This is a genomic window from Cronobacter universalis NCTC 9529 (assembly GCF_001277175.1).
Taxonomy (GTDB): Bacteria; Pseudomonadota; Gammaproteobacteria; order Enterobacterales; family Enterobacteriaceae; genus Cronobacter; species Cronobacter universalis.
The window spans coordinates 2242171-2255784 of sequence record NZ_CP012257.1 but is presented as its reverse complement, the minus strand read 5'-3'; the positions used below and the strand labels follow the sequence as shown (position 1 = coordinate 2255784).

Below are 13614 nucleotides of genomic sequence, written 5' to 3'. Positions count from 1 at the left end.
GTCACTGTCCTGTAAAAGCCGGGCGGCGGGGCCGCCCGGAGATTATCCCGCAACGGCCATGCCAACCGTCATGTGCAGCCCATAAAAGAGGCCGCGACCGATAAGTTCGCCTGCCAGCACCAGCGCAAACCCCGCCGCCAGCCCCCACGGGCGCGGCGGAACGCGGCGCGCCAGCGGGCAGAGCCAGCAGCCGATGCCAAGCGCCAGCAGCGCCATGCGCCACGCCTGCCAGAAACCGTAATCCGGCAGCAGGGCGCTCGCCTGTTGGACGGAGCTGTGAATGCCCGCAAGGCTCGCGCTCTGCATCAGCGTCGCCGCCAGGCTTACCGCCAGCGCGAGCACGCACGCCACCGCGAAGGCCCGCGGGGCAGCGACGCCCGCGACGGCCAGAAGGAGCGCGCCGAGCAGCGGCCCGCCGAGAAACGCCGTCAGGAAAAAGCCGAGCGTGGTATAGCCGTTATGCCAGGTGGGCACGGTGTCTATCTGATACACGCGGGTCATCGCGAAGATAAACAGCACGCCGAGCGCCATCGCCACGCTGAGCCAGATTTTCCCGAGCGTCTGCGGCATTTTCCCGAGCGCCGCCACCAGCCACCACAACCCGCCGACCGCGAAAAAGAGCGATCCGCTGGCGATTTCATTACTGAGCGGCGAGTGCCCGAGGCGGTTCAGGGAATTGAACGCGCGCAGCGGCGAGCCGAGATGCATCACCGAGGCGATAAACGCGATACCCATTAAGACCCACAGAAAAAACATGGCGCGCACAATGCGCGTGCGTTCATCCTCTGTGCCTGTTAACCACGCCAGCCCGGTGACGATAAGCCCGCCCGCCACGCACTGGCCGAGCACGGTGAATAACACCAGCGGCCATTCATGCCATCCGCTTCCCATTTCAGACCTCCTTCGGATTCGCCAGTTTGCCGGTGGTGTCACCGGTCGGGCGGCTGTTTGCGTTGGGTTTAATCACGATATTCGGGCGGGTGAAGCGCGCGGCGGGCAGCGGCGCGACCTGCGCCAGCGAGCCGTACTTTTTACGCAGTTCGTCAATCGGCGCCATATCCAGCGCGCGCAGCGGGCAGGATTCGACGCAAATCGGTTTTTTGCCCTCAGCGAGGCGTTCATAGCAGCCGTCGCATTTAGTCATATGCCCTTTGGCGGCGTTGTACTGCGGCGCGCCGTACGGGCAGGCCATATGGCAGTAGCGACAGCCAATGCAGACGTCTTCATTCACCACCACAAAGCCGTCCTCGCGCTTGTGCATCGCGCCGCTCGGGCACACTTTGGTGCAGGCGGGATCTTCACAATGGTTGCACGCAATCGAGAGATAGTAAGCGAAGACGTTTTGCTGCCAGACGCCGTTATCCTCCTGCCAGTCGCCGCCCGCGTATTCATAGATGCGGCGAAAGCTGACGTCCGGGGTGAGATCTTTGTAATCCTTGCACGCCAGCTCGCAGGTTTTACACCCGGTGCAGCGGCTGGAATCGATATAAAAGCCATATTGTGTGGTCATCAGGACTCCTTAAACCCTGGCAAGCTGAACCAAATTACTGTGCGACGGATTGCCTTTCGCCAGCGGCGACGGCCGTTGCGTGGTCAGAACATTAATGGAACCGGCGTGGTCGATGCCCTGCGCGTCAGGCTGGTACCACGCGCCTTCGCCCAGCGCCACGACGCCCGGCATAATGCGCGGCGTCACTTTCGCCTCGATGCGCGCTTCGCCGCGTGCGTTCCAGACCCGCACCGGGTCGCCGTCGTTGATGCCGCGCGCCTGCGCATCCTGCGGGTTGATCCAGATCTGCTGGCGACACGCGGCCTGTAAAACGTCCACGTTGCCGTAAGTCGAGTGGGTGCGGGATTTGTAGTGAAAACCGGTGAGCTGGAGCGGATACTGCGCGCGCAGCGGATCGCTTGCCTGTTCAAAACCGGGGCTGTAGACGGGCAGAGGGTGGATGACATCGCCTTCCGGCAGCTGCCAGTTTGCTGCGATATCGGCAAGCGCCGGGGAGTAGATCTCGATTTTACCGGAGGGCGTGGCAAGCGGATTCGCGGCCGGGTTTTCACGGAAAGCCTGATAAGCGACGTGATGGCCCTGCGGATCGCGAAGCTTAAAAATGCCCTGCTTGAGGAAGGTGTCGAAATCCGGCAGTTCCGGGATCGCGCGTTGCGACTGCGCGTAAAGATGCCGCAGCCAGCCTTCCTGGGTGCGGCCTTCGGTGAATTGATCGCCGACGCCCATGCGCGCCGCGAGGGCGCTGGTAATGTCATAGATAGTGCGGCACTCAAAGCGCGGCGCAATCGCCTGGTCAGCAAAGATGACGTAGGCCATGTTGCCGCAGGAGGCGTCGAGCGCGAAATCCATCTGCTCAGAGGCGGTGCAGTCCGGCAGCAGGATATCGGCATAGCGCGCCGAGGCGGTCATATGGCAGTCGATCACCACAATCAGCTCGCACTTTTTGTCATCCTGCAAAATGTCATGGGTGCGGTTAATGTGCGAGTGCTGGTTGATAAGACAGTTACCGGCGTAGTTCCAGATCATCTTAATCGGCACGTCGAGTTTCTCTTTGCCGCGCACGCCGTCGGCGGTGGCGGTCATCGACGGGCCACGCTCAATGGTGTCGGTCCAGGTGAACATCGAGATGCTGGTCTCAACCGGGTTTTGAAGCGTCGGCATCCGCTCGAAGGGGAGCGCGAACGATCCTTCGCGCGCGCCGCTGTTGCCGCCGGGAATGCCGACGTTCCCCGTGAGGATGGGGAGCATCGCTATCGCGCGGCAGGCCAGTTCGCCGTTGGAATGGCGTTGCGGCCCCCAGCCCTGCGCGATAAACGCCGGTTTCGCCTCGCCGATTTCGCGGGCGAGTTTGATAATGCGCGCCTCGGGAATGCCGGTGATGGGCGCGGCCCAGGCGGGCGTTTTGGCGGTGCCATCCGGCCCGTCGCCGAGAATATAGGCTTTATAGTGGCCATTGGCAGGCGCGCCGGGCGGCAGGGTTTTCTCGTCGTAGCCGACGCAGTAGTTATCCAGAAACGGCTGATCGACATAGTTTTCGGTGATTAACACCCAGGCGATCGCGGCGACCAGCGCGGCGTCGGTGCCGGGACGGATCGGGATCCACTCATCCTCGCGTCCGGCGGCGGTGTCGGTATAGCGCGGATCGATGACTATCATCCGCGCCTGCGATTTCGCGCGCGCCTGCTCAAGGTAGTACGTCACGCCGCCGCCGCTCATGCGGGTTTCGCCAGGGTTATTGCCAAACAGCACCACCAGCTTGCTGTTTGCAATATCGGACGGGCTGTTCCCGTCGGCCCAGCCGCCGTAGGTGTAGTTCAGGCCGGCTGCGATCTGCGCGCTGGAGTAGTCGCCGTAATGATTAAGATAGCCGCCGCAGCAGTTCATCAGCCGGGCAATCAGCGTTTTCCCCGGCGGCCAGGAGCGGGTCATCGTCCCGCCCAGCGTGCCGGTGCCGTAGTTGAGATAAATCGCCTCGTTGCCATATTCGCTGATGATGCGCTTCATGCCCTGGGCGATGGTATCCAGCGCCTCTTCCCAGCTGATGCGCGCGAATTTGCCTTCGCCGCGTTTGCCGACGCGCTTCATCGGGTATTTCAGGCGGTCCGGGTTGTAGACGCGTCGTCGCATGGAGCGCCCGCGCAGGCAGGCGCGCACCTGGTGCAGCCCGTCGTAGTCGTCGGTACCCGTGTTATCGGTTTCGACATAGCGGATTTCGCCATTCACCACATGCATACGCAGCGGGCAGCGGCTGCCGCAGTTGACGGTGCAGGCGCTCCAGACGACGCGCTCATCGGGCGCAATGGCGCGTCCCACCGCGGCCGCCGCAGGCCGGAACCCGAAGGGCAGGGAGACGCCGCCTGCCGCCAGCGCCAGACCGCCCAGCGCGGTGGATTTCACCAGCGTGCGGCGGCTGATCCCGACAGGACTATCGTTATTTGACATCACTCACTCCTTGTCTCCAAACGGAGACTCAATGTGCTTTCTGATGGTTATGATTTTTGCGTCAGCCCGCGTCAGATTTTCGCTATCTGCACCAGATTGGTGTGCTGCGGGTTGCCTTTGGCGAGCGGCGACGGGCGCTGCGTCGTCAGAACATTGACGCAGCCGCCATGATCGACGCGGTCGCCGTGCATATCGGCGTGGTGCCACGCGCCCTGGCCCATGGCGCTCACGCCCGGCATGATGCGCGGCGTCACTTTCGCCTCCAGCCGCACCTCGCCGCGGGCGTTAAACACGCGCACCCGATCGCCGTTTTCGATGCCGCGTGCGCGGGCGTCGATGGGGTTGATCCAGACTTCCTGACGGCAGGCCGCCTGTAATACGTCGATGTTGCCGTAGGTGGAGTGGGTGCGCGCTTTGTAGTGGAAGCCGAAGAGTTGCAGCGGGTAGTCGCGACGCGCCGGAGAATCCCAGCCTTCAAACGTGGAGGCGTAAACGGGCAGGGGGCTGATGGTTTCATCCTCGCGCAGCCGCCAGGTTTGCGCGATGCGGGCAAGGGCGGCGGAGTAGATCTCGATTTTGCCGGAAGGGGTTTTCAGCGGATGCGCGTCGGGATCGTCGCGAAAGTCTTGATAGGCCACGTAATGCCCGGCCGGATCCTGGCGCTTGTAGATGCCCTGCTGCTTGAGCGCCTCATAGTCGGGCAGTTGCGGATCGCGGGCGCGCATTTTCGCATACAGGTATTGCAGCCACTGCGCCTGGGTGCGCCCTTCGGTAAAGCGCTGGTAAACGTCCGGCCCCAGGCGCTTCGCCACTTCGCTCATGATCCAGTAAATCGGCCTGCGCTCGAATTTCGCGGAGGTGGCGGGCTGGGTGAAGATCAGATAGCCCATGTTGCCCGCGTAGTCGTTGGGGATGATGTCCTCCTGCTCAACGGTCATTAAGTCCGGCAGGAGGATGTCGGCGTAGCGCGCTGATGAGGTCATGAAATTTTCAATCACCACGATGGTTTCGCACCGGGTGTCGTCCTGCAAAATTTCATGCGTGCGGTTGATATCGGAATGCTGATTGATGAGGGTGTTGCCCGCGTAATTCCAGATGAACTTGATGGGCACGTCGAGCTTTTCTTTACCCCGCACGCCGTCGGCGAGCGCGGTCATCTGCGGGCCGCGGGCGATGGCGTCGGTCCAGCTGAAGCAGGAGATCTGCGTTTTCACCGGGTTTTCCAGTACCGGCATACGCTCAATGGTGATGGTGTACGTTGATTCACGCGCGCCGCTGTTGCCGCCGTGAATGCCGACATTGCCGGTGAGGATCGGCAGCATCGCGATGGCGCGCGACGTCAGCTCGCCGTTGGCCTGACGCTGCGGCCCCCAGCCCTGGCAGATATACGCCGGTCTGGCGCCCGCGATTTCACGGGCCAGCTTTACGATCCGTTCTTGCGGGATACCCGTGATGCGCGCCGCCCAGGCGGGGGTTTTGGCGACGCCGTCCTCGCCCTCGCCGAGAATATACGCTTTGTAGTGGCCGTTCGCGGGCGCGCCTGCCGGGAGCGTTTTCTCGTCATAGCCCACGCAGTAACGATCGAGAAAGGGTTGATCGACTAAATCTTCACCGATCATCACCCACGCGAGCGCGGAAACCAGCGCGGCGTCGGTGCCGGGGCGGATCGGGATCCATTCATCTTCACGCCCGGCGGCGGTATCGGTGTAGCGCGGATCGATAACTATCATGCGCGCCCTGGACCGCTCGCGGGCCTGTTCAAGGTGATACGTGATCCCGCCGCCGCTCATGCGGGTTTCCGCCGGGTTGTTGCCGAACATTACCACCAGCTTGCTGTTAACGATATCCGACGTGCTGTTGCCCTCGTTGGAGCCGTAGGTGTAGGGCATGGCAGCCGCGATTTGCGCGGTGCTGTAGGTGCCGTAATGGCTGAGAAACCCGCCGTAGCAGTTCATCAGCCGCGCCACCAGCGAGGCGTAAGGCGAGGAGCGGGTGATATTGCCGCCCACGACGCCGGAGGTGTAGTTGATATACACGGCTTCATTACCGTACCGCGCGATGGTTTTCTTCAGGCTATTGGTGATGGTATCCAGCGCTTCGTCCCAGCTGACGCGCGCAAATTTCCCTTCGCCGCGCTTGCCGACGCGCTTCATCGGGTAGTTCAGGCGGTCAGGGTGATTGATACGCCGACGGATCGATCGCCCGCGCAGGCAGGCGCGCACCTGATGATCGCCATACGTATCGAGGCCCGTATTGTCGGTTTCGACGCGCCAGACGGTATCGTCGCGCACATGCAGGCGCAGCGCGCAGCGGCTGCCGCAGTTTACCGAGCAGGCGCCCCAGACGACTTTATCTTCAGGCGGGTTAACGGACGTGCCGACGGCGGCGGCGATGCGGCTGAAACCGAAAGGCAGCGTGACGCCGCCCGCCGCCAGCGCCAGGCCGCCCAGCGATGTGGCGGTGAGAAAATGACGACGGCTGACGCCCTCTTGTGATTGTGACATAACGCGCTCCCTGGCGGGCCGCTGAAGAGACCGGGCGACCATGAGGTAAAACACTCAGACGGTTAGAGCGCTAATGATTAGCGCAGGAAGAGTTTTACCCAGAATGGAGTAGAAAACGTTAACGAGGGTCAATAGACAGGGCGTAAGGGAATGATGGATATAAAAAAGGGGCCGAAGCCCCTGATCTGATTATTGCGGCTCGCTGGCTGCGCCCTGCGAGGTTCCGCCGCCTGCGGCGTTGCCGCTCTGGGTGCGGGTGTAGAGAATTTTTTGCGTATCGTTGGCGCAATGACCGACAACCTGCGCATCCGGCTGGTCAGCCTGGTCGTTAGGAACGATAGTTAACGTAAACCCGTTTTCCGGTACGCCATTATTAATGATGCGCTGTTCAATATCGGCTTTGACCCGTTCACAGGAGTTTTGCGCGGCGCTGACCGGTAATGTCGCGGCCAGCAGCAGGGCGCCTGCCCAGTAACGTTTTTTCATTAACGGCTCCTTATTGACGTAAAACAGATGTAGTAAGCATAGCAGTTGTTATATATATCACTGACTTTTCAGATATCATGCCGCTTTTGGCGAGGCCGCAGAAGGATAATAAAGACGTGAAAAAATACGTGACGGTAATGATGGTATCGCTCGCACTCACTGGCTGTGATAAGCCGGACGCGCTGGCGCCGTTCAGCCCGGAAATGGCGAGTTTCTCCAGCGAGTTTAATTTCGACCCGCTGCGCGGCCCGGTAAAAAACTTCACCCAGAAGCTGATTAACGACAGCGGCGAGGTGGAGACGGAAGTCAACGGTACGCTCTCGCAAGAGGGGTGTTTCGAGACGCTGAACTATTCTGACAAACCGAGCAACAGCCACATGTCGCTGGTGCTGGACGCCAACTACTACCTTGACGCGCTGAGCCGCGAAAAACGTATTCGTTTGCAGGGCAAATGCCAGCTGGCCGAGCTGCCCTCGGTGGGCATGGTCTATGAAACCAACGATCGCGAATTTGTGGTGAAAGGGCATACGCCGGAGGTCACCGTGAGCTACCGCTACGATGAAGAAGGCTATCCGCTCGGCAAAACCAGCAAAGCGAAAGACGCCGAACTCTTAACCGTCGCCACCCCCAGCGATAAGCGTAAAAAACACGATTACACCTCGGTGACGAAGCTTAACGATAAAGTGATCGATACGGCAAAGCAGAGCTGCGAATACGATCGCCACCTCAACCCGTCAAGCTGCGTGCTGGAAATCACCGACGCCAGCGCGACGCCGCCCGTGCTGCATAAATTCACGATTCAGAACGAAATCAATTACTACTGACAGGCTGTTACGAGAGATCGTGTTAAAAGCGCAGGCACGCCTGCGCTTATACGTTACTGCGCGGTCGGTTTCAGCAGCGTCGTCCCGGCGGGTTTAAGGTGCGTCAGGTACTGGTGCTGGAAAATACACATGCGGATGGTGTTGCGGTACTCGCCGTTAATGAAAAATTCATGGATCAGCTCGCCTTCCACCATAAAGCCCAGCTTGCGATAAATATGGATCGCTTTGGCATTCTCTTTATCCACGATGAGATAGAGCTTATAGAGATTCAGTACCGTAAAGCCGTAATCCATCGCCAGTTTCGCGGCGCGGCTGGCGAGGCCTTTGCCCTGATGCTCCGGTGAAATAATAATCTGAAACTCGGCGCGGCGGTGTACGTGGTTAATCTCCACCAGCTCCACCAGGCCTGCTTTATCGCCGTCACACTCCACCACAAAGCGGCGTTCGCTCTGATCGTGAATATGTTTATCGTAGAGATCGGAGAGTTCGACGAACGCTTCATAAGGCTCTTCGAACCAGTAGCGCATGACGCTGGCGTTATTGTCGAGCTGATGGACGAAGCGCAAATCTTCACGTTCCAGCGGGCGCAGTTTGACATCAACGTAGTCTGACATCGTTCACATCCTTTATATGCGCGGGAAAAGCCGGCCCCCGCGGCGCGGGAGCCGTGATGCGAAAGGGCTTACGGATTGATGACGCGGCCGGTGCGGCGGTCAAGACAACGCAGGGTGTTGGGCTCCCAGTAGGCGTTGAGGTTCGCGCTTTTCTCGCAGTTGTCTTTGGCGTCGAAGGCGACATCCGCTTTATCCCACTCTTTCTCGGTGCGCTTGTTGACTTTCTGGCGTAAAGAACGCGTGTCATTCCATTGCTCTTTATCCATCGCAGCGTCCTGGCGGGTGCGGGCGTTATCGCCGGACTCAATAATCAGTTTATCCGTTTGCGCGTGGGCGACGCCTGACAGCGCGCCGGTCAGCAACGCCAGCAGCAGTGAGTGGCGAAGGAATTTATTCATGGCGATATCCTTAATGAAGCTGTTCTTGTCGTGAAGCCGACACGCTTTACTATATCATCGTGCGCGAATCGCGCACAGCGGCAGCGAACGCCGATATTACCTCAAAGAGTCTCAATATGATTAAAACCACTTTGCTGTTTTTTGCCACCGCGCTTGCGGAAATTATTGGCTGTTTTCTGCCGTGGCTGTGGCTGCGCAAAGGGGCGAGCGTGCTGTTACTGCTGCCGGCGGCGCTGTCGCTGATGCTGTTCGTCTGGCTCCTGACGCTGCACCCGGCGGCGAGCGGGCGGGTGTATGCCGCTTACGGCGGCGTCTATGTGATGACCGCGCTTATCTGGCTGCGCGTCGTCGACGGCGTGCGGCTGAGCCTTTATGACTGGGCAGGGGCGGCGGTCGCGCTGTGCGGTATGTTGATTATTGTCGCAGGCTGGGGCCGCGCCTGACGTTCTTCCTGATCTCTTCCCGTTTTTGGCGCTGACAGCGCTTCACGCTTTGTGAAGCGTCGCGCATTTTTTCATGCAATCAACTTGTATGGTAGTTAAGTCAGTTGATCGCAATGCGTACAGCATTGCCGTTTCTAAAAGGAAGGATGCATGAAGATCAGTAAAGCGGAAGTGTTTGTCACCTGCCCGGGGCGCAACTTCGTGACGCTTAAAATCACCACCGACGACGGCCTGACGGGGCTTGGCGACGCCACGCTTAACGGACGCGAGCTCTCTGTCGCCAGCTATCTGCGCGATCACCTCTGCCCGCAGCTGGTCGGGCGCGACGCGCAGCGTATCGAGGATATCTGGCAGTTTTTCTATAAAGGCGCGTACTGGCGGCGTGGGCCGGTGACGATGTCGGCGATTTCCGCTATCGACACGGCGCTGTGGGATATCAAAGCCAAAGCCGCCGGAATGCCGCTTTATCAGCTGCTGGGCGGCGCGTCGCGCGACGGCGTGATGGTCTACTGCCACACCACCGGCCACACCATCGATGAGGTGCTGGAAGACTACGCCCGGCACAAAGAAATGGGCTTTAAGGCGATTCGCGTGCAGTGCGGCGTGCCGGGCATGAAAACCACTTACGGTATGGCCAAGGGCAAAGGGCTGGCGTATGAGCCCGCCACCAAAGGCCAGTGGCCGGAAGAGCAGCTCTGGTCCACCGAAAAATATCTCGATTTCACGCCGAAACTCTTCGAGGCGGTGCGTGAGAAGTTCGGCTTTAACGAACATCTGCTGCACGACATGCATCACCGCCTGACGCCCATCGAGGCGGCGCGTTTCGGTAAAAGCATTGAGGATTACCGTCTCTTCTGGATGGAAGATCCGACACCTGCCGAAAACCAGGCCTGTTTTCGCCTCATCCGCCAGCACACCGTGACGCCGGTTGCGGTCGGTGAAGTCTTTAACAGCATCTGGGACTGCAAACAGCTCATCGAAGAGCAGTTGATCGACTACATCCGCGCCACGGTGACCCACGCGGGCGGTATTACCGGGATGCGCCGCATTGCGGATTTCGCCGCGTTGTATCAGGTGCGCACCGGTTCGCACGGGCCGTCGGATCTCTCGCCCATTTGCCATGCCGCCGCGCTGCATTTCGATCTCTGGGTGCCCAATTTCGGCGTGCAGGAATACATGGGCTATTCAGCGCAGATGCTGGAGGTCTTCCCGCACAGCTGGACATTTGACAACGGCTATATGCATCCGGGCGAGAAGCCGGGGCTGGGCATTGAATTTGATGAAAAGCTGGCGGCGAAATACCCCTACGATCCGGCGTACCTGCCGGTGGCCCGGCTTGAAGACGGCACATTGTGGAACTGGTAACCCCGCATCACCGCGGCGCGCTGCGGTGACAATAATAAAAAACCTCCGGACCCTACCCATGAAAATTAAACATTTACGCTGGTATATGATAGGCCTGGTGTCGCTGGGCACGATTATAAACGCACTCGCGCGCAGCTCGCTCAGCGTCTCTGCACCGACGCTTTTCACCGAACTGCATATTAATGAGCAACAATATTCCTGGATCTTAAGCGCCTTTCAGTTCGCCTATACGATTGCCCAGCCTCTGTGCGGGTTCTTTATCGACGTGGTAGGCTTAAAGCTCGGCTTTTTCATTATGATTATCGCCTGGTCGCTGACCAATATGGCCCACGCCGCGTGCCACTCGTGGGGCGGGCTGGCCTTTTTACGCGGGCTGATGGGGCTTAGCGAAGCCTCGGCGATCCCGGCGGGCGTGAAGTGCAATTCCGAATGGTTTCCGGCGAAAGAGCGCGGCATTGCCGGGGGTGTTGCGAATATCGGCACGTCGATTGGCGCTATGCTGGCGCCGCCGCTCGTGGTGTGGGCCATCATGGCCTACAACTGGGAAATGGCGTTCGTGATAACCGGCGCGCTCGGGCTTGTCTTTGCGGTAATCTGGTGGTTTGGCTATGAATCGCCCGCACGTCATCGCGCGCTCAGCCTTGAGGAAGCGCGGCTCATTGAAGACGGGCAGGAAAAACATCTGGAAGCCAGCGGCACGAAACCCTCCGTGATGCAGATCCTGCGCCAGCGTAACTTCTGGGGCATCGCGCTGCCGCGCTTTCTGGCCGACCCCGCCTGGGGCACGATCAACTTCTGGCTGCCGGTCTATCTGATGACGGTGCGGCATATGCCGCTTAAAGATATCGCGCTGTTCGCCTGGCTGCCGTTTCTGGCGGCGGATTTCGGCGGCATGGCGGGCGGCTTTCTGAATAATTTCATGATGAAGCGCTGGAACATCTCGACTATTAACGCGCGGCGTATCGGGTTCAGCGCGGGCGCGGTGCTGATGCTGCCGCTGTCGCTGGTGGGCTTTGTGGAGAGCGCCTATGTGGCGATAGGGCTGGTTTCCGTCTGCGCGTTCGCCCATCAGATGCTCTCCACCCAGGTGATTACCATGGCGACCGATCTCTTCCGGCGCAACGAAACCTCCACCGTCAGCGGTTTCGCCGGTACGGCGGGCTGGACGGGCATTTTTATCTGCACGCTTATCATGGGCGGGCTGGTCAAGAGCGTCGGTTACAATCCGTTCTTTATTATTCTGAGCCTGATGGATATCGTCGGCGCGATAATCCTCTGGACGTTCGTGAAGGCGCGCACGGCGGATAATCTGGCCGCGAAGCCTGTCACTGTCTGACCCCCGGTTTCTTTCCCTAAAATGTAAAGCGTGATGAAAATCACGCTTTACTACCATTCTAGTTAATGTAGTCACCAAAAACTGTCGTAAATCATAAAGCGTACCGCTGTGGAGCGTAGGCTTTATACAAATTTCTTTATTTATCAAACGAGTCACGACCATGGAAAATACGCTGCTTCACGCCAACGCCATTCTCCCTGCCTATCACCGCGACGCGCTGGTCGCCCGCATTGTGCATCTTGGTTTTGGCGCGTTTCACCGCGCGCACCAGGGGGTTTATGCCGATATTCTTGCCGCCGAACACGGCAGCGACTGGGGTTACTGTGAAATTAACCTGATTGGCGGCGAGCAGCAGATCGCCGATATCCGCCGTCAGGATAATCTCTACACCGTGGCGGAGATGTCCGCCGACGCCTGGCGCGCCCGCGTGGTGGGCGTGGTGAAACACGCGCTCCATGCGCAGGTGGATGGCCTGGAAGCCGTCTTCGCCGCGCTGTGTGAGCCGCAGGTGGCGATTGTCTCGCTCACCATTACTGAAAAAGGCTACTGCCATTCGCCCGCGACAGGCGAGCTGATGCTGGATCATCCGCTTATCGCCGCCGATCTCGCGCGCCCTGAGACGCCGTCATCCGCCGTTGGGGTGATTGTGGAGGCGCTGGCGCGCCGCAAAGCCGCCGGGCTTGCGGGGTTCAGCGTGATGTCCTGCGACAATATGCCGGAAAACGGGCATGTGGCCCGCAACGTCGTGATGGCCTTCGCCCGCGCCGTGGACGCCAGTCTGGCGGCGTGGATCGAGGAGAACGTGACGTTCCCGTCCACAATGGTGGACCGGATTGTGCCAGCGGTGACGCCGGAAACGCTCGATAAAATCGAACAGCTGACCGGCGTGCGCGACCCGGCGGGTGTGGCCTGCGAGCCGTTCCGCCAGTGGGTGATTGAAGATAATTTTGTGGCGGGCCGCCCGGCGTGGGAAAAGGCGGGGGCGCAGCTGGTACGCGATGTGGTGCCGTTCGAGGAGATGAAGCTGCGTATGCTTAACGGCAGCCACTCGTTCCTGGCGTATCTCGGCTATCTGGCGGGGTATCAGCACATCAACGACTGCATGGACGATGCGAACTACCGCCATGCCGCGCATGCGCTGATGCTTAACGAGCAGGCCCCGACGCTCCGCGTGCAGGGCGTTGATCTGGCGCGTTACGCGGATCTGCTGATTGAGCGCTACAGCAATCCGGCGCTGCGGCACCGCACCTGGCAGATCGCGATGGACGGCAGCCAGAAACTGCCGCAGCGCTGGCTTGACTCTCTGCGCTGGCATCAGGCGCACGGCAGCGCGGCGCCGCTGCTGACGCTCGGCGTGGCGGGCTGGATGCGCTACGTGAGCGGCGTCGATGAGCAGGGCGATGCGATTGAAGTCTGCGATCCGCTGCTGAATGTTATTCAGACGGCGGTACGCGCGAGCGAAGAGGGCGACGCGCGGGTGAAAGCGCTGCTGAACATTCGCGAGATTTTTGGCGAGGACCTGGCGACGCGGACAGAATTTGTGGCGCAGGTGACGGAGGCGTATAAGCTTTTGTGTGAGAACGGCGCCAGAGCAACGGTGGCGCGGTATGTGAAAGCGGGGTGTTGACGGGTTATTAAAGGTGGTGGGTAGTGGTGGGTGCGCTGCGCTTACCCACCCTACGAAAACCCATC

Annotated in this window: 12 protein-coding genes; 5 read left to right on the top strand and 7 right to left on the bottom strand. The window is 60.0% G+C overall.

The window, feature by feature from the left end; all coding sequences use genetic code 11:
* Positions 1-42: 42 nt before the first annotated feature.
* The 5 genes from AFK65_RS10410 to AFK65_RS10390 all read right to left on the bottom strand — a co-directional run bounded on the left by AFK65_RS10410 (position 43) and on the right by AFK65_RS10390 (position 6942).
* Complete coding sequence (locus AFK65_RS10410) at positions 43-891, bottom strand: dimethyl sulfoxide reductase anchor subunit family protein (RefSeq protein ID WP_053531637.1); 849 nt, start codon at positions 889-891, stop codon at positions 43-45.
* Position 892: 1 nt separating this feature from the next.
* Positions 893-1510 (bottom strand): DMSO/selenate family reductase complex B subunit, encoded by a 618-nt coding sequence (locus AFK65_RS10405; RefSeq protein ID WP_053531636.1) that lies wholly within the window; start codon positions 1508-1510, stop codon positions 893-895.
* A gap of 9 nt (positions 1511-1519) precedes the next feature.
* Positions 1520-3952 carry a dimethylsulfoxide reductase subunit A gene (dmsA, locus tag AFK65_RS10400; protein WP_053531635.1) on the bottom strand — a complete coding sequence of 811 codons (2433 nt, stop codon included), beginning with the start codon at positions 3950-3952 and terminating at the stop codon, positions 1520-1522.
* Between the two features lie 71 nt (positions 3953-4023).
* The gene (gene ynfE / locus AFK65_RS10395) at positions 4024-6456 is read right to left on the bottom strand and encodes a selenate/tellurate reductase subunit YnfE (RefSeq protein ID WP_053531634.1); all 2433 of its coding nucleotides are present in this window, start codon (positions 6454-6456) and stop codon (positions 4024-4026) included.
* Between the two features lie 189 nt (positions 6457-6645).
* Entirely contained in the window at positions 6646-6942 is a 297-nt protein-coding gene (locus AFK65_RS10390) for a DUF1161 domain-containing protein (protein WP_007697260.1), read from the bottom strand.
* A gap of 116 nt (positions 6943-7058) precedes the next feature.
* On the opposite strand from AFK65_RS10390, the gene AFK65_RS10385 reads away from it, so the two are divergent.
* Entirely contained in the window at positions 7059-7766 is a 708-nt protein-coding gene (locus AFK65_RS10385; RefSeq protein WP_007697262.1) for a YnfC family lipoprotein, read from the top strand.
* A gap of 53 nt (positions 7767-7819) precedes the next feature.
* Here the strand turns inward: AFK65_RS10385 and speG are convergent, their stop codons facing one another.
* Both speG and AFK65_RS10375 read right to left on the bottom strand, forming a co-directional pair.
* Positions 7820-8380, bottom strand: coding sequence for a spermidine N1-acetyltransferase (gene speG / locus AFK65_RS10380; protein WP_007697263.1), 561 nt, complete (start codon positions 8378-8380; stop codon positions 7820-7822).
* Between the two features lie 68 nt (positions 8381-8448).
* Entirely contained in the window at positions 8449-8778 is a 330-nt protein-coding gene (locus tag AFK65_RS10375) for a DUF1283 family protein (protein ID WP_007697265.1), read from the bottom strand.
* Positions 8779-8894: 116 nt separating this feature from the next.
* Here AFK65_RS10375 and AFK65_RS10370 point away from each other — a divergent pair, with 116 nt between their 5' ends.
* The 4 genes from AFK65_RS10370 (at position 8895) to AFK65_RS10355 (ending at position 13549) form a co-directional block, all read left to right on the top strand.
* A complete protein-coding gene (locus AFK65_RS10370; protein WP_004387245.1) occupies positions 8895-9221 on the top strand; it encodes a YnfA family protein in 327 nt (108 codons plus the stop codon).
* 150 nt (positions 9222-9371) lie between these two features.
* Positions 9372-10586, top strand: coding sequence for a D-mannonate dehydratase ManD (gene manD / locus AFK65_RS10365; RefSeq protein WP_053531633.1), 1215 nt, complete (start codon positions 9372-9374; stop codon positions 10584-10586).
* Between the two features lie 58 nt (positions 10587-10644).
* The gene (locus AFK65_RS10360; protein WP_053531632.1) at positions 10645-11922 is read left to right on the top strand and encodes an MFS transporter; all 1278 of its coding nucleotides are present in this window, start codon (positions 10645-10647) and stop codon (positions 11920-11922) included.
* A gap of 160 nt (positions 11923-12082) precedes the next feature.
* Complete coding sequence (locus AFK65_RS10355; RefSeq protein ID WP_053531631.1) at positions 12083-13549, top strand: mannitol dehydrogenase family protein; 1467 nt, start codon at positions 12083-12085, stop codon at positions 13547-13549.
* Positions 13550-13614 lie beyond the last annotated feature (65 nt).

Bases quoted from the DNA above. Each gene is read 5' to 3' on its own strand.
- ynfE (WP_053531634.1), bottom strand. From the start codon at position 6,456: ATGTCACAATCACAAGAGGGCGTCAGCCGTCGTCATTTTCTCACCGCC.
- dmsA (WP_053531635.1), bottom strand. From the start codon at position 3,952: ATGTCAAATAACGATAGTCCTGTCGGGATCAGCCGCCGCACGCTGGTG.
- AFK65_RS10410 (WP_053531637.1), bottom strand. From the start codon at position 891: ATGGGAAGCGGATGGCATGAATGGCCGCTGGTGTTATTCACCGTGCTC.
- AFK65_RS10360 (WP_053531632.1), top strand. From the start codon at position 10,645: ATGAAAATTAAACATTTACGCTGGTATATGATAGGCCTGGTGTCGCTG.
- AFK65_RS10390 (WP_007697260.1), bottom strand. From the start codon at position 6,942: ATGAAAAAACGTTACTGGGCAGGCGCCCTGCTGCTGGCCGCGACATTA.
- manD (WP_053531633.1), top strand. From the start codon at position 9,372: ATGAAGATCAGTAAAGCGGAAGTGTTTGTCACCTGCCCGGGGCGCAAC.
- AFK65_RS10375 (WP_007697265.1), bottom strand. From the start codon at position 8,778: ATGAATAAATTCCTTCGCCACTCACTGCTGCTGGCGTTGCTGACCGGC.
- speG (WP_007697263.1), bottom strand. From the start codon at position 8,380: ATGTCAGACTACGTTGATGTCAAACTGCGCCCGCTGGAACGTGAAGAT.
- AFK65_RS10370 (WP_004387245.1), top strand. From the start codon at position 8,895: ATGATTAAAACCACTTTGCTGTTTTTTGCCACCGCGCTTGCGGAAATT.
- AFK65_RS10355 (WP_053531631.1), top strand. From the start codon at position 12,083: ATGGAAAATACGCTGCTTCACGCCAACGCCATTCTCCCTGCCTATCAC.
- AFK65_RS10405 (WP_053531636.1), bottom strand. From the start codon at position 1,510: ATGACCACACAATATGGCTTTTATATCGATTCCAGCCGCTGCACCGGG.